Raw genomic sequence first — 24,635 nt, 5'->3', positions numbered from 1 at the left:
TTGGATGATCGTTAAATTCGGCTGGAAGGGTTTAACAGGCCGATAACCGAAGCGGCATTTTCAGCGAGACGAAACGGTCGGGTCGCTTACTGGCCGGCGCTCATCTCGGCCTCCGAGGCCTTCTCCGCCTCGCTTTTATACGAGCTTTCGCAATACGGCGTGCACGACATGGTCTGTATTTCGGCGCGTCGATAGATGCGCACCGACGAGGCGTCCTGTCGCACGACGGTGATCTGCTCGTCGACGATCGGACGGCCCTCCTGATCGAGGACGACGAGATTGGTGACGCCGAAGCCCTTGCCCGTCAGCACGATCGTCGAAGCATCCTGCACCGAGGCGTCGGCGATCGCCGGATTGCCGACGACGACCGTATCGGCGGCACGCGACAGTTTGACGATCTTCGCCTGGTTCATCGTGACCTCGATGCCGGCGCCAGCCTTGGCCGGCACGACAAGAGCCGTGGCGGCAAGAAGTGCTGCAATCGGAAAGGACGATCTCGGCCCGGTCATTGAAGCGCTCCACGGCGGCAAATTGCTCAACGGAACATGAACGAGATTGGTGAAGCAACGGTTAAGCGGAGGAGAGCCGTGGAGACGTCGGGCTCGGCACGTTGATCACATAGGGCGGGGATCGCCTAGAGCGGGAATCGCCTGGAGCGTGGATCGCCTGGTGCGTGCCGCCCCCCTCCCCAATCGCCAAGTTGCGCCTTTCGCGGCCCTCGACGTGCGTGTCGGGTCCATAGGCGTCACTTAGTCTACGGTTAACCACGCAATGTCATTGAAGCCGGAAAGGAATCGGTAAGGCTGTTTATTAAGCCGATTGAAAGAGCTTCTCCATAGATTGTCAGCATCCGATCAACCACCAAGAGAAGTTGACGGAATTGCTGTAACACCTGGAGTAGGAGCTCTCGAATGTCTAATCTCATTGCACGTTTTGTGAAGGACGAATCCGGCGCGACCGCCATCGAATACGGTCTGATCGCCGCTCTCATCGCGCTCGCCATCATGGTCGGCGCCGGCTCGCTGGGCGACGCGCTGAACGCGAAGTTCAACGGGATCGCCACTAAGGTCAACAATTCGTAACAGATCACGAAGTCCGGTGTTTTCCAGAACAGGGCCGCCTCACTGGCGGCCCTGTTTCGTCGTACCGGCAGATTTTCAGCTCGCAGCCTCATCAATCGTTAATCGAACACGCCTAGGCTGAGACCAGGCACAGTTCGACCACAGGCGCCGCACCAATGCTTGAAGCCCTGATCTTCGTTGTCTTTCCGTTCTGCATGCTTTTCGCAGCGATCTCCGACATGCTGTCGATGACGATCGCCAATCGCGTGCCGGTGCTGCTTGTCGCCGTCTTCGCCCTGGTCGCGCCGCTAACCGGCATGGACTGGGCAACCTATGGCTGGCATTTTGCCGCCGGCGGCCTGGTTCTCGCCGTGACCTTCGGTCTGTTCGCGCTCGGCGGCATGGGAGGCGGCGACGCCAAGCTGCTGGCCGCCAGCGCCGTCTGGATGGGGCTGAACATCCATCTCGTCGAATATCTCGTAACCTCGACATTCATCGGTGGCCTGCTGACACTCGCCATCCTCGTCTATCGGAAATCGCCGCTTGCAGCCGTCACAAGCCATAACCGGTTTTTACGCCACTTCGCCGAGGAGACGACCGGCGTTCCCTATGGCATCGCGCTTGGCGTTGGCGGCCTGCTCACCTTTCCGAACTCGCCGTTGATGGCGTGGGCACTCGCAAGGCTGGCGGCCTGATTCTTCCCTCGTCAGGCCAGCCTTCCCACATTCGATTTGACGTTGGAGCAGGCGGCTTGGCCGCCTTTTTTGCTGGCCGGACCGGATGCCTCAAATTTATGTAAACCTTAAATTAATCACGATCGTAAGTATTAAATTAACCTTGTTTTGACGATTGCCGCTGCAAGGTCCGGCTTGGCTAGGTTGTTTGCCAAGGCGAGGTTCGGACAGATGCCAGCATCCCGACTGATCATTCTAGGCGTGGCGGTCGCCGCGGCGGGTGGCGCAGGATATGTAGCAAAAAACATGGTGGCGGCGCCGCCACCTCAAATCGTCGATTCCGGCCCCGAGGCGCCGGCAATCGCGCTGCAGGACGTGCTGGTCCTGTCCGGCGACGTTCCGATGGGCAGTCCGCTCGACAACAACATCAGCTGGCAGTCCTGGCCGGCCGACGGCGTCAACGCGAATTTCATCACCCGCGTCGCGGAGCCCGATGCGCTGGAGAAGCTGAAAGGCGGCATCGCCCGTGTGGCGATGTATGCCGGTGAGCCGCTGCGCCGCTCCAAGCTGATCGGCGAGGGACAGAGCTTCATGTCGTCGATCCTGCCCTCCGGCATGCGGGCCGTCGCTACAGCCGTATCGGCCGACACGTCGGCCGGCGGCTTCATACTTCCCAACGATTTCGTCGACGTCATCATGACCCGCAGAGCCGATGCGGCAGGCGGCGGCAGCGGCTTTACGACCGAGACCATCCTCAAGAACATTCGCGTCCTGGCAATCGACCAGACCATCCAGGAGGACGAGGAAGGCAAGCGCACCAGGGTCGGCCAGACCGCCACCCTGGAACTGACACCGCAGCAGGCGGAAATCATCACCGTCGCCCAGCAGATGGCGGATCGCCTGACGTTGGCGCTGCGGTCGATCACCGACACCCAGGAGAAGAATCTGGGCGAGGCCGACTATCTCGTTTCCGGCAATGGGCGACGCGGAACAGTACGCCTGATTAAGTCGGGCGAAGTTTCCGAAGTGGGAGCAAGGCAATGAGGCTAAACGCGCGACTGCCGGTCACACTGGCTGCGGCAATCGGCCTGTTCCTGCTTGGATCGAATGCACATGGCCTCCTCAAGGCGAATGCGGCAAGCAGGAACGCCGAGGTGTCGGCTTCGACCGCCACCCAGCGCGTCAAGCTCGGTCTCAACAAATCGGTGGTCATCGACCTGCCGAGCGATGCCTATGATATACTGGTCGCCAACCCGGCGGTCGCCGATGCGGTGACCCGCACCGCCAGGCGCATCTATCTCTTTGGAAAGGCGGTGGGCGACACCAACATCTTCGTCTTCGGCCCTAATGGCGAACAGATCGTCAGCCTGGATCTGGCGGTCGAACGCGACGTCGCCGGACTGGAAGACTATATCAGGCGCTTCATACCGTCATCGAGCATCACGGTCGAATTGCTGAACGACAACGTCGTCCTGACCGGAACCGTGGATACTCCCCTGGATGCCAAGCGCGCAGTCGATCTGGCCACCATCTTCGTGTCCGGCGGTGAAGCGACCACGGGACAATATTCACAGACCGCCTCCGGCGGCTCGGCCGAATCCGGTGTCGACATCGACAACCCGGATTCCGAGCGTCGCGTCAGCCAGATCGTCAACCTCTTGCAGATCATCGGCGACGATCAGGTGACGCTGAAGGTGACGGTGGCCGAGGTCAGCCGCTCGGTGATGAAGCAACTCGGCGTCAACCTGATCGGCAAGGGCAGCAGCGACGGCTTCTCCTTCGGCGCGATGAGTTCTCCTCCTTATGGCCTGGGCAAGCCGATTTCGCAGTACTCCAACTTACAGCTGGGTGATGCGCTCGGAAACGGACTTCAGGCGTATATCAATGCCATGGAGCAGAGCGGCGTCATGAAGACACTCGCCGAGCCGACGCTGACCGCGGTTTCGGGCGAAAAAGCGACATTCAAAGTCGGCGGCGAATTCAATCTCATCACAAGCCGGACGAGCAACGTTTCAGAAGACAACATAACGGGCCAGGTTACCTACAGCAACGAAAAGCTCGAATATGGAATTGGCCTCGAATTCCAGCCGGTCGTGCTCTCGGCGGGCCGCATCAGCCTTAAAGTGAGGACGTCGGTTTCGGAGCCTACGACGGAAGGCGCCACAGTGCTCGAAGCGGCCGGCGACTTGCCCGGCACCACTTTGCTGTCGATCCGCAAGCGACTGGCGGACACCACCATTGAACTGCCTTCCGGCGGTTCGATGATGATCGCCGGCCTGGTTCGGGACGACATCCGGCAGGCGGTCGCCGGGCTGCCCGGGCTGACCAAGATCCCAGTGCTCGGCACGCTGTTCCGCAGCCGGGATTTCGTTCGCAACGAGACGGAGCTCGTCATCATCATCACGCCCTATTTGGTGAAGCCGGTGACGCGCAACGCCCTTGCCAAGCCGGACGACAATTTCAACGCCGCCAGCGATGGCGCCGGCATGTTCCTAGGCCGTGTCAATCGCGTCTACGGCACCATGCAAACCGACAAGCCCAACGGCCGTTACCACGGCGTTGTCGGCTTCATCTACAAGTAAGCGGGGAAGCGGACATGTCTCAGTCAGCGTTGAGGACGATCACCGCAGCGGCGCGGTCCGGCCGTTCGCGGATCTACCGGCCGGCCATTCCGGTCCTGGCGGTTGCGGCACTGCTGGCGGGCTGCGCCAACCGGGACAGCATCACGGTCGGCGCTGTTCCGGACGATTATCGCACCACCCATCCGATCGTGATTGCTGAGAAGAACCTGAAGATCGACCTTCCGGTCGGCGCCGGCGATCGCGGCATGACCGGGTCACAGCGCGACACGCTTCTGGGCTTCCTGGATGGCTATGACAAGAGCGCCGCTCCGACCCTGACGATCTCGATCCCGAGCGGTTCGGCCAACGAGATCGCCGCGACCGCGGCCGGTCGCGATTTCGCCAGACTTGCGATTGCCAGCGGCATCAGCCGGAACCGGATCGTCATCACCACCTACCAGTCGGTTTCGGCCGAAGCGTCCGCGCCGATCCGCGTCGCCTATGTCTCGGTGAAGGCGCAGACCGACAGATGCGGACGCTGGCCTGAAGACCTGCTGCAGACCTCGGAAAACAAGCACTATGCCGATTTCGGCTGCTCGTATCAGAACAATCTTGCCGCCCAGATGGCAAATCCGACCGATCTGCTCGGGCCGCGTAAACAGACCCCCATAGATGCCGAAAGGCGTGACGTCGTCATTGATGGCTATCAAAACGCCCCGTTCTATTCGCCGATCCCGGCAACAGAAGTCGACTACTGATCGATCGCAGGTTGGAGCACGCGGACATGAGCAATCTCGCCTACGACACGGGGATAGATGGCGGCGAAATCTCGCAGCAGGACATCGCCGCCATGCAGGCGTTGCGGCCGATTCCGCGCATCTCGATTCAGGCATTTTGCGAGACCGAGGGCGTTGCGAATCCGGTCGAGCGCGCCGGCGAGGATCGTCGCATGGCGAAGGCCCATTTGAAGGTTCATATGGGCGGCGTCGCCACCGCCATAGAGTTCTACCAATCGGCGCCGACACCGAACCTGATCCTGCTGGAATCGCGCAGCGAGCCGAAGCAATTGCTCGAGCAACTCACGCAGCTCTCCGAATATTGCGATCCGACCTCAAAGGTCGTGGTCATCGGCCACTATAACGATGTCGGGCTCTATCGCGAGCTCATCCGCTCCGGCATTTCCGAATATGTCATCGCGCCGGTGTCGATGGCCGATATCGTCAGCGTTATATCGACGATTTTCGTTGATCCGGAAGCCGAGCCGATCGGCCGCTCGATCGCCTTCATCGGCGCCAAGGGTGGCGTCGGCTCCTCGACCATTGCCCACAATGTGGCCTGGGCGATGTCGTCGCTGTTCAAGTCCGAAGTGGTTGTCGCCGATCTCGACCTGGCTTTCGGAACGGCCAACATCAATTTCGATCAGGATCCGGCGCAAGGCATTGCCGAAGCCGTTTTCTCACCGGAGCGCCTCGACGCGGTCTATCTGGATCGGCTGCTTGCCCAGTGCGCCGAGCATCTGTCGCTGCTTGCAGCGCCTTCAACGCTCGATCGGGTCTACGATTTCGATCCAGACGCTTTCACGCAGCTTATCGACACGGCCCAGCGCAGCGTGCCGCTTCTGGTGCTCGATGTTCCGCACATCTGGACGGGCTGGACCAAGAACATACTGGTCAAAGCCGACGAGATCGTGATCACGGCGACGCCGGAGCTGGCCAATCTGCGCAACACCAAGAATCTGGCCGACATGTTCAAACGGCTTCGCCCGAACGATCCGCCGCCGAAGCTGATCATCAATCAGGCCGGCGTGCCAAAGCGCCCGGAGATTTCGTCATCCGACTTCGCCGACTCGCTCGGCCTGTCGCCGATGTCGGTCATTGCTTTCGAGCCGCTGCTGTTCGGAAACGCCGCCAACAACGGGCGCATGCTCGGCGAAATGGATGCCAAGAACCTGGTTGTCGGCACGATCAACGAGATTGCGCATGTGCTGACCGGGCGCAGCGAAATCAAGGCAAGAAAGAAAGCGGGCCTCGGCAACCTCCTTGGCAAGCTTTCGCGCGGCAAGAAGTGATGCTTCCGGAGCGGAATTGGTAATCGATCATGTTTGGTAAAAGAGGCAGCGACGACGGCAACCGGTTCACCCCGGAATTCCGTCAGCCGGCACCTGCGCCTGCCGCGCCGGCGGCAAAACCTGCGGAAACGGCGGTTCTTGCCAAACCCGCACCGCCGCCGCCATCTGGCACGCTTGGCGCGTCTGCTGCGCCCGTGCGCCGTGCGGTCGAGGCGCCGCCGTTGGCCCCGGAGCCGAAAAAGCTCCAGCGCCAAAAGAGCGAAACCTATTACGACACCAAGAGCCAGGTCTTTGCCGCGCTCATCGACACCATCGACCTGTCGCAACTCGCCAAGCTCGATCCCGAAAGCGCACGCGAGGAAATCCGCGACATCGTCAACGACATCATCGCGATCAAGAATTTCGCGATGTCGATCGCCGAGCAGGAAGAACTGCTCGAGGATATCTGCAATGACGTGCTCGGTTACGGGCCGCTGGAGCCGTTGCTCGCCCGCGACGACATCGCCGACATCATGGTCAACGGCTCCAAGGACGTCTATATCGAGGTCAACGGCAAGGTCGAGCAGACCGGCATTCGTTTCCGCGACAATCAGCAGCTTCTCAACATCTGTCAGCGCATCGTCAGCCAGGTTGGCCGCCGCGTCGACGAATCGAGCCCAATCTGCGACGCGCGCCTTCCCGATGGCTCCCGTGTCAACGTCATCGCGCCGCCGCTCGCCATCGACGGCGCCGCGCTCACCATCCGCAAGTTCAAGAAGGACAAGCTGACACTCGACCAGCTGGTCAAGTTCGGCGCCATTTCGCCGCACGGCGCCGAGATTCTCAAGATCATTGGCCGCGTCCGCTGCAACATCGTCATTTCAGGCGGTACCGGCTCGGGCAAGACGACGCTGCTCAATTGCCTGACCAACTATATCGACCGCGAGGAACGCGTCATCACCTGCGAGGACTCGGCCGAACTGCAACTGCAGCAGCCGCATGTCGTGCGTCTGGAAACCCGCCCGCCCAACCTCGAGGGCGAGGGCGAGGTGACCATGCGCGACCTGGTCAAGAACTGCCTGCGCATGCGGCCCGAGCGCATCATCGTCGGCGAAGTGCGCGGACCTGAAGTGTTCGATCTTCTGCAGGCGATGAACACCGGCCACGACGGCTCGATGGGCACGATCCACTCGAACAGCCCGCGCGAATGCCTGAACCGTATTGAATCGATGATCGCGATGGGCGGTTACACGCTGCCGCAGAAAACCGTGCGTGAAATCGTGGTCGGTTCCGTGGACGTGATCATCCAGGCCGCACGCCTGCGCGACGGATCACGGCGCATCACCCACATCACCGAGGTGATCGGAATGGAGGGCGACGTCATCATCACGCAGGACATCGTTCTCTACAACATCAAAGGCGAGGACGCGAACGGCAGACTGCTGGGCGAGCATGTTTCAACAGGCATCGGTCGTCCGCATTTCTGGGAGCGCGCCCGCTACTATGGCGAGGAACAGCGCCTCGCCAATGCGCTCGAGGCAATGGAGAAACGCGCTGACTGATTCATTTGGAGGCGTAGGAGCCAAGGCCGATGTTTGGAATTGACGGCACAGTGTTGGCAGTCATCGTGCTCGCCGGCTTCAGCGCCGGCGCGGTCGCCTATGCTTTTCTGTTCAACCGGATCAGCGCCGAGAAGCAGGTCGGCAGGCGGCTTGAAACGATCAAGACCGCCGAGACGGATGGTGCCGTCGTCAAGGCTTCGCGCGATCGCGTGGCGGAAGCGGCCAAGCGGCGCAAATCGGTTCAGGATTCACTGAAGGACCTCGAACAGAAGCAAAAAGCCAACCAGGGCAACGTCAAAAAGCCGCCACTGAAAGCCCAGATCCGTCAGGCGGGCATGAAGGTCTCGCTCGAGCGCTTCTATTTCTACTCGGCGGTTTGCGGCGCCGTCCTGACGTTTCTTGCCTATTTCTTCGGCGCGCCGTTGTTTGTCTTGCCGGGTGCGCTGCTGGTCGGCGGCCTCGGCCTGCCACGCTGGTTCGTTTCGTTTTGCCGCGCCCGCCGGGTCAAGGCGTTCCTCAACGAATTCCCGAACGCGCTCGACATCATCGTGCGCGCGGTCAAATCCGGCCTGCCGCTGAACGACGCTGTCCGCCTGATCGCCAATGAATCCCCCGAACCGGTCAAGACCGAGTTCCGCCGTATCATCGATTCGCAGCAGATGGGCCTGTCGATCCCCGACGCCAGCATGCGTATGGCCGAGACAATGCCGTGCACCGAGGCGAGCTTCTTCGGCATCGTCATCCAGATCCAGTCCCAGGCCGGCGGCAATCTTTCCGAGGCTCTGGGCAATCTTTCGCGGGTGCTTCGCGACCGCAAGAAGATGAAGGCCAAGGTCCAGGCGCTGTCCATGGAAGCGAAGGCGTCCGCGGTGATCATCGGCGCCTTGCCATTCGTCGTCGCCTTTCTCGTCTACCTGACAAGCCCGAACTACATCATGCCTCTGTTCACCACCAGCGTCGGCAATCTGATCCTCGGCTGCTCCGCGGCCTGGATGTCGATCGGCATCCTGGTGATGCGCAAGATGATGAACTTCGAGGTTTAGGATTTCGAGCGCATGACTGAGAACGTCGTCAAAACTCTTACCGATCCGGCATTTCTGATTGCCTTGCTGGTCGGCATCGCGGTGTTTGCGACCGTGTTCACGCTGCTGCCTGCCTTTGGCGGAAACCAGCTCAAGGCGCGTATGAAATCGGTGGCGCTGGAGCGCGACGAACTGCGCGCCAAGCAGCGTGCGCGGCTTGCCCTCGAGGCCGATCGCCGCCGCAAGGGCCTGCGCGAGGAACAGTCGATCGGCATGCGCAATATTGTCGACCGGCTGGACCTGAGGCGCGCCCTGGCCGATGAAGGCACCTTGCAGAAACTCAAGGTGGCTGGCTTCCGCGGGCAGAATCCGTTGACGCGTTTCCTTTTCTTCCGTCTGATCCTGCCTTTTGTCGGCTTTGCCCTGGCTGCGATGTATCTGTTCGTGCTCGGCGGGTTGCCGGAGCAGCCGCCTGTCATCAAGTTGTTCGTCTGTGTCGTCGTCGCCTATGCGGGTTTTTACGCGCCGGTGCTCTATGTCAACAACCGCGCCACCAAGCGCAAGCAGTCGATCCAGATGGCGTGGCCGGACGCGCTCGATCTGATGCTTATCTGCGTCGAGTCCGGCATGTCGGTGGAGGCGGCGTTTCGTAAGGTCGCTGACGAGATCGGCGCGCAGTCGGTGGCGCTTGCCGAAGAGTTCATCCTGACCAATGCCGAACTTTCCTACTTGCAGGAACGCAAGCAGGCTTACGAGAACCTTGCAAGCCGCACCGGCCTGGAATCGGTCAAGTCGGTGTCGCAGGCGCTGGTCCAGGCCGAGCGCTACGGCACGCCGGTGGCGCACGCGCTGCGCGTGCTTGCCGGCGAAAGCCGCGACATGCGCATGAACGCCGCCGAGAAGAAGGCCGCGGCCTTGCCGCCGAAGCTCACCGTGCCGATGATCCTGTTCTTCCTGCCGGTGCTGTTCGCCATCATTCTGGGTCCCGCCGGCATCCAGGTGAGCGAGCGCGGTATCTTCGGCGACCAGCCGACATCGAGTAGCCAATAATGTATGTCGCGCAAAAGCATGCCCACGGGCCTGACCCGAGGGTGTGCAGCGGTTTTGGCGCCGCGGTTATAGCGCTTGTCTCGGCTTGACAGGTCGGCGCTGCCCCTCATTGCCCTGCCGGGCATTTCTCCCCGTATAGTGACGGGAGAAAGCCCCGTCGTCGACGGTTTCGCCAACGACAAGCGTTGCAGGAAGGGCGCCGAGGGGCAGCCAGCTTCTTTCTCCCCGTTTACGGGGAGAAATGCCCGGCAGGGCAATGAGGGGCAGCGCCGACATCGATATGTATGATAGGGTGGAACATATTCTGCAAACGATCTGACGAAGAAATGGATGACCATCTCCAACGGACCTGAAGCGCCTCGCATGTGGCCGGTCAAACGCGACGCGCTTTAGCCAGGCGGCAATGCAGAGAAAAGCCGCGGTGCTGATGCAACGCGGCCTGTACGTCTGGCGCCGGGACGTGGTGCGGTCAGTTGGTGGCGGGCTTTGCCTTGTCCTGGTCCTTGAGTTGGCTCCAGGCGTTCTGCTGGGCGAGCATCTGGCGAAGGTAAGCCACGTTCGCCTGCGCCTGTTCGGGCGACAGCTCCTGCGAGGCGATTTTCTCGGCCTCGTCGAAGCGGCCCTGCAGGCCGACGACCAGCGCCAGGTTCTGGCGGACGCGGCTGTCGGCGTTCGGCTGCTGGGCGGCCGAGCCCATATAGGTTTCAGCCGTGCGCAGATCACCTTCCAGAACATAGGACATGCCGAGATTGGAAAGGATCGAAGGTTCGTTCGGCTTGAGGTCAAGCGCCTTGCGGTAGTTCTGGCGCGCCTCGTCTCTCTGGCCAAGCTGGTCGAGAATCGCGGCTTCCGCCGACACCAGCTTCCAGTCGGGATATTCCGGTGTCTGCGCGCGGCGCACCGCGTCGAGCGCCGGCTCGAACTGCCCGTTGGCGGCAAGTGCCTTGCCATAGGCGGCGAGCACGTCGCGGTCCTTCGGCAGGACGATTGCCAGTTTGCGCATCACGGCGAGCGACTGGTCGGCGTCGCCATCCATTTGCAGCGCCGCGGCATAATTCGTCGCGATCCGCTTGTCGTCGGGGTTCTTGGCGTAGGACTGACCCAGCGCGATCGTCGCCTTGTGCAACTCGCCGGCCGCCATGGTTTCCAAGGGTTTGCCGCTGGTGCGTCCGATCGAGCCGGTCGTCAACTTGCTGGTTCCGCAGCCTGCAACGCTGGCCGCGAGCGCTAATATGAACGCAGTGGTGATCAGCCGCTTCCCCGTGGCGTTCGTCATGCGGTTGGTCGGCATCTGCACCAGGGCCTCCATTCGTCAAATTGGCTATTACGTGGCCATCTTCCCTCCCGCAGAAATATTCTGTTAACCCTAACGGATAGTTAAAACGCGCCGACTCGGAAGCCGGAGATCATCGAATGCCAGTCGAACTCATCGAGAGAAAACTGAAGACCACGCTGCCGGTCCATCTGGTGGCGAAGGATCGACTGGATGCGGCAAGGCTTGCCTTGCCCTCGCTCGCCTGGGCCAAGGCCAACGGCTTTTCCGGTCAGGCCGGTAGGACGCTGATCCTGCCCGACAAAAACGGCGCACTTGCCGGAGCCCTGTTCGGCACGGGCGACGGCGAAGGCGCGCTTGCGATCGGCGCGCTGGCGAGAGCCTTGCCCGAAGGCGACTGGCATTTCGCCTCCACACTGGCCGAGCCGGAAATCGCGGCCATCGCATTGGCGCTCGGCGGCTATGTCTTCACTCGCTACGGCAAAAAGCCTGGCAAGGCGCTGCGTTTTTCGCTGCCGCTCGGCGCTGAAGGGGCTTACGTTCGCCGCATCGCCGATGGCGTTTTCCTGACGCGCGACCTGGTCAACACGCCGACCAGCGACATGGGACCTGACGAGCTGGAGAAGGCAGTTCGGACGCTGGCCGGGGCGTACGAGGCCGAAGTGTCGGTGACCAAGGGCGACGACCTGCTCAAGAAGAACTTCCCGATGATCCATGCGGTCGGCCGCGCTTCCGTCGGCGCGCCGCGGCTGATCGACATGATTTGGGGACCGGAGAGCGCTCCGAAGGTGACGCTGGTCGGCAAGGGCGTCTGCTTCGACACCGGTGGTCTCGACATCAAGCCGTCCTCGGGCATGCTCTTGATGAAGAAGGACATGGGCGGTGCGGCCAACGTATTGGGCCTCGCCTCGATGATCATGGCCGCCGGACTGAAGGTCCGGCTTCGTGTGCTGATCCCGGCGGTCGAAAATTCGATTGCCGGCAACGCCTTCCGGCCCGGCGACGTGCTGGTGAGCCGCAAGGGCATCACCGTCGAGATCGGCAACACCGACGCCGAAGGACGGCTGGTGCTGGCGGACGCCTTGGCACTGGCAGACGACGACGAGCCGCAGCTGCTGATCGACATGGCGACCTTGACCGGGGCTGCTCGCGTGGCGCTCGGTCCCGATCTGCCGCCTTTCTACACCGGCGATGAAGCGCTGGCCTCCGACCTCGCTGCGGCCTCCGTCGCGGTCGAGGATCCTCTGTGGCGCATGCCACTGTGGAAACCCTATGCCGCAAAGCTGTCGTCGAAGATCGCCGACATCAACAATGTCACATCAGACAGTTTCGCCGGCTCGATCACCGCGGCGCTTTTCCTAAAACGCTTCGTTGAGAAGACCGCCGCCTGGGCGCATTTCGACATCTTCGCCTGGAACCCGTCCGATCGTCCGTACGGTCTCGCCGGCGGTGAGGCGCAAGGCATCCGAGCGCTGGAAAGGGTTATTTCGAAACGCTACGCCTGACAGCTCCTGTTCAGCACGAGGACTGAAACGGAACCGAAACAATTTGCCGTCATTCTGGCCGGATGTCGATTTCGATGCGTCCAAGCCAAGCCTTGCGACTGTGGCAGCAGGTGGTGCTGTCGCAGGTGCGCGACGACGCGCCGGACCTCACCATGCGCCAGACGGCGATCCTGTTCACCATCTATCTTGACCCGCCGCCGCACACGGTGCGCGGGCTCGCCGCCCGGCTCAACGTCACCAAGCCGGTGATCACCCGGGCACTCGACACGATGGGCGCAATGAAGCTGGTTTCGCGCCATCGCGACGAGATCGACAAGCGCAACGTGCTGGTCAAGCGAACCGTAGAAGGTGCTCTCTTTGTCGAGCGCTTCGGCGATGTTATCATTGCCAGAGCCCAGGAATTGCCTATCTGACCGAACCGCCCTTCTGACCGAGTTGCCGATTTGACCGCCAGGGATGCTCGCCTTCACGCCTTCCGTTCCGATCTCGCCGATGCCAGGCTGGAAGGCGAGGTCGCCGCCGATCGCTTCGTCGCCGGGCGGCCAGCGCGGGTTTCAGCCGCAGTGGCCGATATCCGCAAGGCGCCGCGGCCGGATGCCGGCGTCAACACGCAAGCCCTGTTCGGCGACGACGTCCTCGTCTTCGAAGACGTCGAAGGCTGGGCCTGGATCCAGGCCGAACGCGACGGCTATGTCGGCTATGTCGCCGACACCGTGCTGGGCGGACGCGACCATGCGCCCACCCATGTCGTCTCGGTGCCGCGAACCTTCCTCTATCCGGGACCTGATTTGCGGCTTCCGCTGAGCGGGCAACTGTCGATGGGATCTGCGGTGACGGTGACCGGCGCGGCCGAAACGCGCGGCACGCATTATGCGCTGCTGCCGTCCGGCGAGGCTGTCATCTCAGGCCATCTCAGGCCTGTCGGAGAGCCTGCTGCCGACTATGTCGCGGTCGCGGAAGCTTTTCTCGGCACGCCCTATCTGTGGGGCGGCGCCTCCGGGTTCGGCATCGACTGTTCCGGTCTCGTGCAACTGGCGATGCACATGGCCGGCAGGCAAGTGCTGCGCGATTCCGACATGCAGGCGGCGACCATCGGTGAGCCGCTCGACCCGGGCGCGGATTTTGCCGGGTTGCGGCGCGGCGACCTGGTGTTCTGGAAAGGCCATGTCGCTGTCATGACCGACCCGGAAACGATGATCCACGCCAACGGCCAAACCATGCTGGTCTCGCGTGAAGGGTTCAGGCAAGCCCTCGCCCGTATCGGCTATCTCTATGGCGGTCCAACAGGGTTTCGGCGGCCTTAGCGTAAGCGCTTTCCTTCTCCCCTTGTGGGAGAAGGTGGCCGAGCGAAGCTCGGTCGGATGAGGGGTGTTCCCGAGAACGCCAACGCCTCATTTCTTCCAGCACCCTCATCCGTCTTGCCGCTTCGCGGCAATCCACCTTCTCCCACAACAAGGGGAGAAGGAAAAACCGCGCTCGATCACCTTTTGTTCCGATTCTTCTTGGCGATTGCGCGCCGCCGCGCTACCTCTGGCGGGTGACAGAGCAGCCGCGCCTCGCCGAACAGAATGCCGCCGCGCACTTGCCCGAGCCGTTCCTCAAATGGTTCGCGGAAAAGGGCTGGTCGCCGCGCGCCCATCAGATCGAATTGCTGGCGACTGCCCAAGCCGGGCAGTCGGTTCTGCTGATCGCACCGACCGGCGCCGGTAAGACGCTGGCCGGGTTTCTGCCTTCACTAACCGAGCTGGCCGGGCGGCCGGGGAGAAGGCCGGGGCAGGCGCGTCGCGGCATCCACACGCTCTACATCTCGCCGCTGAAAGCGCTGGCCGTCGACATCGAGCGCAATCTCGGCAAGCCGGTGGTAGAGATCGGTCTATCTGTCACCATCGAGACGCGCACCGGCGACACGCCCGCGCATAAGCGCCAGCGGCAGAAGCTGGCGCCGCCCGACATCCTCCTGACGACGCCCGAGCAACTGGCGCTGCTGATTGCTGCGCCCGACGCCAGGCGCTTCTTCGAGGATCTGCACTATGTCGTGCTCGACGAACTGCATTCTTTGGTGACGTCGAAGCGCGGGCATCTCCTGTCGCTCGGGCTGGCCCGGCTGCGATCCTTTGTTCCCGGCTTGCAGACGATCGGCCTGTCGGCGACGGTTGCCGAGCCGGACGAATTGCGGCGCTGGCTGGTCAGCCAGAATCCACCGGGCGGCATGGCCGAATTGATCGCCGTCACCGGCGGCGCCAAGCCTGACATCTCCATTCTCGATTCGGAGGAGCACGTGCCGTGGGCGGGGCATTCCGCCCGCTACGCCACGCCGGAAATCTATAGCGAGATCAAGCGACACAAGACGACCCTGCTGTTCGTCAACACGCGCAGCCAGGCCGAGCTGCTGTTCCAGGAATTGTGGCGGGTCAATGAGGACACCTTGCCGATCGCGCTCCATCACGGCTCGCTCGATGTCGCCCAGCGCCGGCGCGTCGAAAAGGCGATGGGCGAGAATGCCTTGCGTGCCATCGTCGCCACGTCGACGCTCGACCTCGGCATCGACTGGGGCGATGTCGACCTGGTCGTGCATGTCGGCGCTCCCAAGGGTGCGAGCCGGCTGGCGCAGCGCATCGGCCGCGCCAACCACCGCATGGATGAGCCGTCGAAGGCGATCCTGATTCCGGCCAACCGCTTCGAGGTGCTGGAATGCCGGGCGGCGCTCGACGCCAATTATCTCGGCGCCCAGGACACACCACCGCTGGTCAATGGCGGGCTCGATGTGCTGGCGCAGCATGTCTTGGGTTGCGCCTGCGGCGCGCCTTTTCATGCCGATGCGCTGTTCAAGGAGGTGCGAACCGCCGCGCCCTATGCCGAACTCGACCGGCCGACGTTCGATCGTGTCGTCGACTTCGTCGCCACCGGCGGATATGCGCTGAAGAACTACGAGCGCTACGCCCGCATCCGCCTGAACAAGGACGGGCTGTGGCGCGTGTCCAATCCTCGCATCGCCCAGCAGTACCGGCTGAATGTCGGCACCATCATCGAGGTGCCGGCGCTCAACGTGCGTTATATCAAGGCCGGCAGCAAAGGCTCTGCCTCGCGCGGCGGTCGGGTTCTCGGCAAGATCGAGGAGGCGTTCCTCGAAACGCTGACGCATGGCGATACCTTCATGTTCGCCGGCAAGGTGCTGCGCTTCGAGGGCATCCGCGACAATGAATGCTTCGTGTCGAATGCGCCCGGCAGTGACGCCAAGGTGCCCTATTATGGCGGCGGCAAATTCCCGCTTTCGACCTACCTCGCCGAACAGGTTCGCATCATGCTGGACGACCCGCAGCGCTGGAAGAAGCTGCCGGAACAGGTCGCCGACTGGCTGCGCTTTCAGGCCGACAAATCGGTGCTGCCGAAACGCGACGACCTGCTGATCGAGACCTTTCCGCGCGGCAACCGCTACTATCTGGTGGCCTACCCGTTCGAGGGCAGGCTGGCGCACCAGACGCTTGGCATGCTGCTTACCCGCCGCCTCGACAGGGCGGGAGCCAGGCCGCTCGGCTTCGTCGCCACCGACTATGCACTTGCCATATGGTCGCTGGCCGATATGGGCAGGATGTTCCGGGCGAAGAAACCGTCGCTGGCCGCGCTTTTCGACCAGGACATGCTGGGCGACGATCTCGAAGCCTGGCTGGCCGACAGCTGGCTGTTGAAGCGCACCTTTCGCAATTGCGCGCTCATCTCCGGACTGATCGAAAAACGTCATCCGGGCCAGGAGAAGAGCGGCCGTCAGATCACCGTCTCGACCGACCTCATCTACGACGTTCTGCGCAGCCATGAGCCCGACCACATCCTGCTGCAGGCGACGCGTGCCGACGCGGCCACGGGTCTGCTGGATGTCAGCAGACTTGCCGAGATGCTCTCGCGTATCCAGGGACGAATCGTGCATAAGCACCTTGAGCAGATTTCGCCGCTCGCCGTGCCGATCATGCTCGAGATCGGCAAGATGCCGGTGCATGGCGAGGCCGATGATACGCTGCTGATGGATGCGGCAACGCTGGTCGAGGAGGCCATGGGGACGAAATGACATTCGCACTCGCCATGACCGGGCTCCTGGCGGATGCCGACCCTATCGGCATCGCCGGCGAGCGTGCGATCTGCGATCGGCGCGGCGTGCTTTATTTTCCCGAGCTTCGGCTTTTGACCGTGTCCGACCTGCATCTGGAAAAGGGCTCGTCGCTGGCACGGCGCGGTACGTTGATCCCGCCCTATGACACGGGTGCGACATTGCTCCGGCTGCAGGCGGTGATTGCCGATTATCAGCCGGCGATCGTCATCAGCCTGGGCGACAGCTTTCATGACGGCGGCGGCGCCGCGCGCATGCATTCAAGCTTTCGCGAACGCCTGGAAGCGCTGATGGCCGGCCGCGACTGGTTCTGGGTTGCTGGCAATCATGATCCGGATGCGCCGGCCGACTTGCCCGGCGAGACGGTGTGCGAGCTGGCCATCGGCTCTCTCGTATTCCGGCACGAGCCTTCGGCGGTGAGAGTGGAAGGCGAGGTATCAGGCCATCTGCACCCTTGCGCCCGCATCGTCCAGCAGGGCCGCTCGGTGCGGCGACGCTGCTTTGCCGGCGATGGCGGCCGCATGATCATGCCGGCTTTCGGCGCCTATACCGGGTCCCTCAATGTGCTCGACCGCGCCTATGCCGGGCTGTTCCGCCGCGAGACGCTGATGGCCTATATGCTCGGCACGGAGCGCATTTTTGCGATTTCCGGCTCGATGCTGCGGCCGGGCTGAGCTGCTCTACCTGCTATAGTAGAGGGTGACGGTGTGTTTCGCCTCGGCGAAGAACAGCCAGCGTTCGACCAGCATGCCGGCGAACTGGACGATTATGGCGAGTGCCGACAGCACCGCCGCATAGGGCCATGGCAAGGCGAACGCGGCAATCAGCAGCGAGACGGGCAGAGCGAAGGCCAGCAGTTGCGTGATCTGGCGCAGCCGCGCCTTGTGCTTGCGCGCGATGCGAAAGCCCATCTCCTTGAGCAAGTAGTTTTCCTCGGTGTGCGGCCATTCCAGCGACCGCACCGTACCACCGGCAAGTCCGGTCGCGGTGTTGGCGTTGGTCGGGATTTCCAGCCTGTCATTGTATCGCCAGGTTGCCAGCTTCCAGCCCCAGCCGAGCAAGGTCAGCAACGCGCAACCTGTCAGTACGATAGTCGAGCCCAGGGCGAAAGCCTGCAGCAGCGCGTTGAGAAGCACGCTGCCGGTCATCGCCGAAAAGATCAGATAGCCGGGCAAGGTGAAGCGGCTGTGCCATTGGGCGATCGGCTTCAGCGAGGCGTAGATCATGCCGGTGGTGCAGACGGTGGCGACCGCGCCAACCGCAGCCAGCAGCCCGGCGACGGCCACCCAGCCGTTTGTGCGGCCGAGGAACACCCAGCCGACGGCGAACAATCCCGCCGGCACGAAGGTCGCGACCGAGGCAACGCCTTCGCGCGACAGCCATGAGCTGCGCCATTGCGAGAATGCTCTCCAGGCGCGTTCTGGTCGGCCGAGATGGCCGGCCGACGACAACAAGCCGGTCGAGATCAGGCCGAGCGCCAGCCCCATGCCGACGAGGCCGAGCCAGAAGTCAGGCGGGACAAATCCTTGTCCGGCCAGCACGCCGAGCAGCGCGAGCAGGCCGTAACCGGCGCCCGTGGCGGTGGTGAAGAAGACGACGGAGAAGGCTGGATGCATGAGGCTGGTTGCTGATCAATGCGAAAGCATGCGGTCGACCCAGCCAAGGAAACCGCCTTCGGCCTGCACCGATTCGAGCCTCGGCGCCGGCACCGATGCGGCGCGTGGCGTGTGGGCGCGCGGCGGCAAATATTTGTTGGTTGGGTGATAGCCGAGTTCGGGCATCAGGTCGACGCCGCCGCGCTCGGCCACCAGTTGCGAGATCGCCGATGCCGGGTCGCCGAGATCGCCAAAGTGCCGCGCACTGGTTGGACAGGCGGCGACGCAGGCCGGCACGCGGTCTTCTTGCGCCAGATTGTCGTTGTAGATGCGGTCGACGCACAGCGTGCACTTCTTCATCACGCCGACATCGGTATCGAACTCACGCGCGCCATAGGGGCAGGCCCAGCTGCACAATTTGCAGCCGATGCACTTGTCCTCGTCGACCAGCACGATGCCGTCCGAGGCCCGCTTGTAGGAGGCTCCGGTCGGGCAGACGGTGACGCAGGCCGGTGTTTCGCAATGCAGGCAGGAGCGTGGGAAATTGACCGTGCGCCCACCCATCTCCGTCATGTGCTCATAGCTGTGCACGCGGTTGAACCAGACCCCGTCGGCATCGCCGCCATAGGGGTCGATGTCGGTCAGCGGCGCCATGTGGCCGCCGGTGTTCCATTCCTTGCAGGCGGTAACGCAGGCCTGGCAGCCGACGCAGGTGTCGAGGTCGATGACCAGGCCGAGTTTTTTGTCGATATGGGCGGGAAGGCAGGTCATTCGGCAGCTTCTCTTTTCATGCGAAACTCGGCGCCGAAACTGAGCTTGTCGGGCGAGGGTTCGAAATGCGGCGGTTGCCGGAAGCGCTCGAACTGCGGCTCGGTGAAACCCGCTTCTTCAGCTGTGCATTTGACGATGCGGACGCGCAGGTCGAACCATGCCGCCTGGCCGGTCACCGGATCGGAATTCGAATAGCGTTTGCCGTTCGCATCGGCAGAAGTCTGGTCGCCGATGATGTGGTTGAGCAGAAAGCCGCGGTTGGATTCGGCCGCGTCGTCCTTCAGGCCCGAGCTGCCGCGCCGCTTGCCGATCGCGTTCCATGTCCACACCGTATCCACGTTGACCCCGTCGACCAACTTGATCTGTCCCTTGACCCGGCCGTTGATGCTCTCGATCCACACCCAGTCGTCGTCGACAAGGCCGAGGCCGGCGGCGATCCGGTTGTGCACGAACAGCCGGTTCTGGCTTGTGATCTGCCTGAGCCAGGCGTTCTGCGAGCCCCAGGAATGATACATGTGCATCGGCCGCTGCGTCAGCGCGTGCAGCTTGTATTTCTCGAGGTCGACAGCCGCCTCCTCGAAGGGCGTGTACCAGAACGGCAGCGGGTCCATATAGGTCTCGATGCGGCTGCGCTCCGCCTCCGGCGGCAGCACCCTGCCATGGCCGCGCGCCGCGAGGCGAAACCGCTGCATCGGCTCGGAATAGAGCTGGAACACGATCGGCTCGGCTTTCGGAATGAAACCCATAGTCTCGGCGAAGTCGAGGTAGGAGCGGTTGGCCATCTTGTAGTAGCGCTGGTCGTCGGCAAAATCATGGTGCCAGAAGCCGCCATTGTCGATGTAGCGCTGAAGCTGGTCGGGATTGGCCTCGCCCTTGCCGATCGAGGTTCCGTCTTTGCCGCGCCAGCCGGCGAGCGGGCCGATGCCTGGCCTGCGCTCATGATTGACGATGTAATCGGCATAGTCGCGGTATTTGGCCGAGCCGTCGTCGTCGACCAAGCCGGGCAGGCCGAGCCGCGCGCCGAGCTCGATCAGCACCGTCTGGAATGGCCGCACGTCGCGGTCCGGCTCGACGACGGGATGGCGGATGGCGTCGCCCGGCCCATCAGCGTGGCTGATCGGCCGGTCGAGCAGGCTTATGCAGTCATGACGCTCGAGATAGGTGGTGTCGGGAAGCACGAGATCGGCGAACGGCACGGTCTCGGAATAATAGGCGTCGGAATAGATGATGAACGGGATCCTGTACTCGCCTGACGCATCCATATCGGTCAGCATCGCCATCGTCTCGACGGTATTCATCGACGAGTTCCAGGCCATGTTGGACATGTACATGAACAGCGTATCGATCCTGTAGGGATCGCCGGCCCAGGCGTTACGGATGACCGTGTGCATGAGCCCGTGTGCTGCCAGCGGCGCATCCCAGGAAAAAGCCTTGTCGATACGGGTCGGCGTGCCGACGTCGTCGACCAGCAGATCGTCCGGGCCGCAGACGAATCCAAGCGGCATGCCTTCGAGCGGCGTCATCGGCCTGACATCCTTGCCCGCCGGCTTCGGCCCCGGCGGCGCCGACCGCGGATAGGGCGGCTTGAAGCGAAACCCGCCGGGGACGTCCACCGTACCCAGGAGTACTTGCAGCAGGTGGATGGCGCGGCAGGTGTGAAAACCGTTCGAATGCGCCGAGATGCCGCGCATCGCGTGCATCGACACCGGCCGGCCCTTGATCGTCTCATGCCGGCGGCCGGCCCAGTCGGTCCACGCCACCGGCAGTTCGATCGCCTGTTCGAAGGCGACGTGCGCCAGTTCGGCGGCGATGCGGCGGATGGTGTCGGCGGCAACGCCGCAACGTTCGGCGACCGCATCGGGAGAATAGCTCTCCTGCAGATAGCGGTCGGCAACGAGCTGGAAGACCGGAACGCAGCGGCGGCCATCGACCTGGAAGTTGCCGGTCAGCGTCGGCTTTGCACCATTATCGGTGGCGCTGACGGAGACCTTAGCCAGCCTGTCCCAGGCCAGCGGATTGCCACCGCTGTCGCGCGCGAACAGCCCGTCATCGGCAGCACCCGGCTCCTGGATGACGAGGACATGGGCGTTGGTGTAGCGCAGCAAATAATCGAGATCGACGCGGCCGGCCTTCAGCAGTTCATGGATGAGAGCAAACACGAACAGGCCGTCGGTGCCGGGCCGGATGCCGATCCAGTCATCGGCAATGGCGTTGTAGCCGGTACGGCACGGGTTGATCGAAACCACCTTGGCGCCGCGCGCCTTGAGCTTGCCGAGGCCGATCTTGATCGGATTGGAATCATGGTCCTCGGCAACGCCGAACAGCATGAAGTACTTGGTGTTGTCCCAGTCGGGTTCGCCGAACTCCCAGAACGAGCCGCCGATCGTATAGAGCCCGCCGGCCGCCATGTTGACCGAGCAGAAGCCGCCATGGGCGGCGAAATTCGGCGTGCCGAACTGGCTCGCCCACCAGCCGGTCAACGATTGCGACTGGTCGCGGCCGGTGAAGAAGGCGAGTTTCTTCGGATCGGTGCGACGGATTTTCGAAAGCCGCTCCGTCGCGATCGAGAAGGCCTCCTCCCACTCGATCTCGCGAAACTCTCCCGAGCCGCGCGGACCGGTGCGCAGCAATGGTTTCTTCAACCGGGCCGGGCTGTAGTGCTGCATGATGCCGGCGCTGCCTTTGCCGCACAGCACGCCGCGATTGACCGGATGGTCCTTGTTGCCGTTGATGTAGCGGACCTTGCCGTCCTTGATGTGGACGTCGATGCCGCAGCGGCAGGCGCACATGTAGCAGGTGGTCTTGGCGATGCTGTCGGAGATGTCAGGCGACGTATCGACGCCATCACCCTCGTCGGGCGCGCGCGTGTCGGCAAGCGACCGTTGTGACGGTGCGGAATTGGCGCCGCGCAACGGTCCGTGGTTCATGATCCGGCGCTTTTGCGGTCTGCGAATTTGGCTCTCGTCTTCGGCCCAGGGCCGCGCATGTAGTGTTCTTCCGGATGATAGCGGTTGCCGGCAAGCCGACGCCGCAGACCGCGGGTCCAATGGGCAAACAAGGATTTGAACCGCCCGATCACTTTTCTACCCATTGCAGGTTAGCCGCGATTTTTTTCCAACGTCGCCGGGAAAATTAGAACAAAGCAATCGATCTGTCTAACAAGTTGCTCTTGTAATTCCAATCGAATTTGTTTCTTAATACTCTCATGACCCTGGACCAACTGCGGATATTCGTTGCCGTCGCCGAACGGGGGCACATGACCAAGGCGGCCGAACTGCTGGGCATATCCCAGTCGGCCGCGTCGGCCGCCATCCGTTCGCTCGAACAGCAGCACGGCGTCCAGCTGTTCAACCGGGTCGGTCGCAACATCGAGCTGGCGCAGACCGGGCGCAGGTTTCTGCCCGAGGCCAAGGCCGTGCTCGAACGGGCGGCTGCCGCCCACGACGTGCTGGAGCACGTCTCGCAGACGATCACCGGCAGCCTTTCCATCGCCGCCAGCCAAACCATCGCCAGCTATTGGCTGCCGCGCCGGCTGGCCTCCTTCCACGAGGCCTATCCCGCCGTCAGGCTGAGCGTGACCATCGGCAACACCAGGCAGGTTGAGACCACCGTACTGGACGGTACGGCTGATTTTGGCCTGGTAGAGGGGCGCACTGAATCCGACATATTGCGGCGCGCCAAGGTCGATGTGGATCGCCTGATGCTGGTCGTGGCGCATTCGCATCCCGAGATCGCCGAAGTCTCGCGCGGCCATCCCGACATCAGGGAACTCCGCTGGATCATCAGGGAAGGCGGATCGGGCACGCGCGAGGTGCTGGAAGATCTTGCCCGCCGCGAAGGGATCTCGTTCGCGGACCTGCGGATATTCCTGGTGCTGCCAAGCAACGAGGCGGTCCGTCAGGCGGTCGAAGCCGGCGCCGGCGCCACCATCATTTCGGAGCTCGTCGTCGAACGCGCGGTTGCCGAAGGCAGCTTGCGGTCCGTGTCGATCGATCTGCCGAAGCGCGATTTCGCCATGATCACGCATCGTGACCGGCAGGCAAGTCTGGCCCAGATGGCGCTCAAGGCGCATCTGGGCGCGAAGGCCGGCGAGACCGTCCGCGGGTAGACCGGGTCAACCGAATTTTCGCTGCGCATCGAGTGCCAGCCCAAGCCCGACCGAGCCGAACATATCGCCTTCGATGACCGACGCCTGCGGCACCAAGGCCAATATCTGCTGCCTTGCCAGCGGGATGGCGGTCGATCCGCCGGTCAGGAACACCGCGGAGATGTCGGACGGTTTCACCTGCGCGTTGCGGATGGTCTCACCAACCGTCGCGGCAACCCGTTCGATATCCCTGGCGATCGTGTCGTCGAGCCCTGCGCGCGTAATTTCTGCCGCGAACTTCGCCCCGGGCAGCGCGACTACGACATCACCAGAAAATTGCTCCGTCAGCTCGATCTTGGCCCTCTCGACCAAAGCGGCCAGCGCGTGCCCGTAACGATGCTCGACGATGTGGATGAAGCGGTCGATCAGGTCGGCGCGTTCCGCCTCGTAGCGGATCTGGCGCAGATGCGTCATCGCGCGGGCGGTATAGACCAGATTGATGCGCTGCCATGTCGCCAGGTCGATGAAGTAGCTGGCCGGCAAGTTGCGCTTGCCGTCCTTGGTCGGCGAGAGGTAGCCGAGTTGCGGCATCACACGGGCGATGCTCAACAGCCGGTCGAAGTCGGTGCCGCCGATGTGGATGCCTCGGCTCGCCAGAATGTCGTCCTTGCGATCGAGGGAGCGGGCGCGCTGCGGCGAGACCCGCACGATCGAGAAATCGGACGTGCCGCCGCCCATGTCGACGATCAGCGCCAGTTCTTCGCGCGTCACCTTCTGCTCGTAGTCGAGCGCCGCCGCGATCGGCTCGAACTGGAAGGCGATATGCTTGAAGCCCTGGCTGCGGGCCGCGTTTTCGAGCTCACCTTCGGCCTTGGCATCGGCCTCGGCATCGTCGTCGACGAACTGTACGGGACGACCGAGCACCACGCCCTCGACCACGTCGGCGGCATCCTCTTCCAGCCTTCTCTTGAGGTGGCCTACGAACAGACCGATGATCTCGGTGAAGGCGATCGATCGGGTTTTGATGCGCGTCTTCTCATGGACCAGCGTACCGCCGAGTACGCTCTTCAGCGAGCGCATCAGGCGACCTTCGATGCCGTCGGTGTAGTTGGCGATGGCGCGGCGTCCAAAGTAGGTGCGGTTGTCCTCGAAATTGAAGAACACCGCGCTGGGCAGCGTCACCTCGCCGTCTTCCAGCGCCACCAATCGCGGCTGCCCGTTCCTGATCACGCCGACGGTGGAATTCGAAGTGCCGAAGTCGATACCGCCGAATGCTGGTCGCATCGCAAAGTCCTGTATTTTTGATTTGGGGAGCGACGGCTCGTGTC

The 24,635-nt window shown here is 62.8% G+C and carries 21 protein-coding genes; 15 read left to right on the top strand and 6 right to left on the bottom strand.

The genetic code is table 11. The features are described from left to right. Window positions 1-86 precede the first annotated feature (86 nt). A complete protein-coding gene (locus AC0L16_RS16615; protein ID WP_473621995.1) occupies window positions 87-509 on the bottom strand; it encodes a pilus assembly protein N-terminal domain-containing protein in 423 nt (140 codons plus the stop codon). A 402-nt stretch (window positions 510-911) separates the two neighbouring features. On the opposite strand from AC0L16_RS16615, the gene AC0L16_RS16610 reads away from it, so the two are divergent. The 9 genes from AC0L16_RS16610 (at window position 912) to AC0L16_RS16570 (ending at window position 9,977) form a co-directional block, all read left to right on the top strand. Continuing rightward, a complete protein-coding gene (locus AC0L16_RS16610) occupies window positions 912-1,082 on the top strand; it encodes a Flp family type IVb pilin (protein ID WP_473621993.1) in 171 nt (56 codons plus the stop codon). A gap of 155 nt (window positions 1,083-1,237) precedes the next feature. Continuing rightward, entirely contained in the window at window positions 1,238-1,756 is a 519-nt protein-coding gene (locus AC0L16_RS16605; protein WP_473621992.1) for an A24 family peptidase, read from the top strand. Window positions 1,757-1,966: 210 nt separating this feature from the next. Further along, window positions 1,967-2,779, top strand: coding sequence for a Flp pilus assembly protein CpaB (gene cpaB, locus AC0L16_RS16600; protein ID WP_473621991.1), 813 nt, complete (start codon window positions 1,967-1,969; stop codon window positions 2,777-2,779). After that, window positions 2,776-4,317 (top strand): type II and III secretion system protein family protein, encoded by a 1,542-nt coding sequence (locus AC0L16_RS16595; protein ID WP_473621989.1) that lies wholly within the window; start codon window positions 2,776-2,778, stop codon window positions 4,315-4,317. The genes cpaB and AC0L16_RS16595 overlap by 4 nt, the downstream gene beginning before the upstream one ends. A gap of 14 nt (window positions 4,318-4,331) precedes the next feature. Further along, window positions 4,332-5,054 carry a CpaD family pilus assembly protein gene (locus AC0L16_RS16590; RefSeq protein WP_473621988.1) on the top strand — a complete coding sequence of 241 codons (723 nt, stop codon included), beginning with the start codon at window positions 4,332-4,334 and terminating at the stop codon, window positions 5,052-5,054. Between the two features lie 26 nt (window positions 5,055-5,080). After that, entirely contained in the window at window positions 5,081-6,364 is a 1,284-nt protein-coding gene (locus AC0L16_RS16585) for a CpaE/TadZ family protein (RefSeq protein ID WP_473621987.1), read from the top strand. Between the two features lie 29 nt (window positions 6,365-6,393). After that, window positions 6,394-7,905: a CpaF family protein gene (locus tag AC0L16_RS16580; protein WP_473621986.1), complete on the top strand. Its 1,512-nt coding sequence runs from the start codon at window positions 6,394-6,396 to the stop codon at window positions 7,903-7,905. Window positions 7,906-7,934: 29 nt separating this feature from the next. Next, window positions 7,935-8,948 (top strand): type II secretion system F family protein, encoded by a 1,014-nt coding sequence (locus AC0L16_RS16575; RefSeq protein WP_077377327.1) that lies wholly within the window; start codon window positions 7,935-7,937, stop codon window positions 8,946-8,948. A 12-nt stretch (window positions 8,949-8,960) separates the two neighbouring features. Further along, a complete protein-coding gene (locus tag AC0L16_RS16570) occupies window positions 8,961-9,977 on the top strand; it encodes a type II secretion system F family protein (RefSeq protein WP_473621985.1) in 1,017 nt (338 codons plus the stop codon). A gap of 469 nt (window positions 9,978-10,446) precedes the next feature. Here AC0L16_RS16570 and AC0L16_RS16565 read toward each other — a convergent pair whose 3' ends face one another. Beyond that, complete coding sequence (locus AC0L16_RS16565; protein ID WP_473622060.1) at window positions 10,447-11,268, bottom strand: tetratricopeptide repeat protein; 822 nt, start codon at window positions 11,266-11,268, stop codon at window positions 10,447-10,449. A 122-nt stretch (window positions 11,269-11,390) separates the two neighbouring features. Here AC0L16_RS16565 and AC0L16_RS16560 point away from each other — a divergent pair, with 122 nt between their 5' ends. The 5 genes from AC0L16_RS16560 to pdeM all read left to right on the top strand — a co-directional run bounded on the left by AC0L16_RS16560 (window position 11,391) and on the right by pdeM (window position 17,528). Continuing rightward, window positions 11,391-12,755 (top strand): leucyl aminopeptidase family protein, encoded by a 1,365-nt coding sequence (locus AC0L16_RS16560; RefSeq protein ID WP_473621984.1) that lies wholly within the window; start codon window positions 11,391-11,393, stop codon window positions 12,753-12,755. A gap of 62 nt (window positions 12,756-12,817) precedes the next feature. Next, a complete protein-coding gene (locus tag AC0L16_RS16555) occupies window positions 12,818-13,168 on the top strand; it encodes a MarR family transcriptional regulator (RefSeq protein WP_473621982.1) in 351 nt (116 codons plus the stop codon). Between the two features lie 30 nt (window positions 13,169-13,198). Beyond that, entirely contained in the window at window positions 13,199-14,059 is an 861-nt protein-coding gene (locus AC0L16_RS16550; protein ID WP_473621981.1) for a C40 family peptidase, read from the top strand. Window positions 14,060-14,292: 233 nt separating this feature from the next. Next, window positions 14,293-16,815, top strand: coding sequence for a ligase-associated DNA damage response DEXH box helicase (locus AC0L16_RS16545; RefSeq protein ID WP_473621980.1), 2,523 nt, complete (start codon window positions 14,293-14,295; stop codon window positions 16,813-16,815). Next, entirely contained in the window at window positions 16,812-17,528 is a 717-nt protein-coding gene (gene pdeM, locus AC0L16_RS16540) for a ligase-associated DNA damage response endonuclease PdeM (RefSeq protein ID WP_473621978.1), read from the top strand. The genes AC0L16_RS16545 and pdeM overlap by 4 nt, the downstream gene beginning before the upstream one ends. A gap of 6 nt (window positions 17,529-17,534) precedes the next feature. Here the strand turns inward: pdeM and AC0L16_RS16535 are convergent, their stop codons facing one another. Genes AC0L16_RS16535 through AC0L16_RS16525 form a run of 3 tightly spaced genes read right to left on the bottom strand, consistent with a single transcriptional unit; the run spans window position 17,535 to window position 22,147 of the window. Beyond that, on the bottom strand, window positions 17,535-18,470 hold the full coding sequence (locus tag AC0L16_RS16535) for a dimethyl sulfoxide reductase anchor subunit family protein (RefSeq protein ID WP_473621977.1): 936 nt from the start codon (window positions 18,468-18,470) through the stop codon (window positions 17,535-17,537). Between the two features lie 15 nt (window positions 18,471-18,485). Further along, window positions 18,486-19,220, bottom strand: coding sequence for a 4Fe-4S dicluster domain-containing protein (locus tag AC0L16_RS16530; protein WP_473621976.1), 735 nt, complete (start codon window positions 19,218-19,220; stop codon window positions 18,486-18,488). Continuing rightward, the gene (locus AC0L16_RS16525; protein ID WP_473621975.1) at window positions 19,217-22,147 is read right to left on the bottom strand and encodes a molybdopterin oxidoreductase family protein; all 2,931 of its coding nucleotides are present in this window, start codon (window positions 22,145-22,147) and stop codon (window positions 19,217-19,219) included. Before AC0L16_RS16525 ends, AC0L16_RS16530 begins: the two co-directional genes overlap by 4 nt. A 278-nt stretch (window positions 22,148-22,425) precedes the next feature. Here AC0L16_RS16525 and AC0L16_RS16520 point away from each other — a divergent pair, with 278 nt between their 5' ends. Beyond that, window positions 22,426-23,328, top strand: a complete 903-nt coding sequence (locus AC0L16_RS16520) for a LysR substrate-binding domain-containing protein (RefSeq protein ID WP_254019082.1) — start codon at window positions 22,426-22,428, stop codon at window positions 23,326-23,328. Window positions 23,329-23,334: 6 nt separating this feature from the next. Here the strand turns inward: AC0L16_RS16520 and AC0L16_RS16515 are convergent, their stop codons facing one another. After that, complete coding sequence (locus AC0L16_RS16515) at window positions 23,335-24,591, bottom strand: Hsp70 family protein (protein ID WP_473621973.1); 1,257 nt, start codon at window positions 24,589-24,591, stop codon at window positions 23,335-23,337. Window positions 24,592-24,635: the final 44 nt, after the last annotated feature.

It is taken from the genome of Mesorhizobium sp. WSM4848, assembly GCF_055811375.1.
Note: the sequence above shows the minus strand (reverse complement) of the source record. Positions and strands in the feature narration are given on the sequence as shown.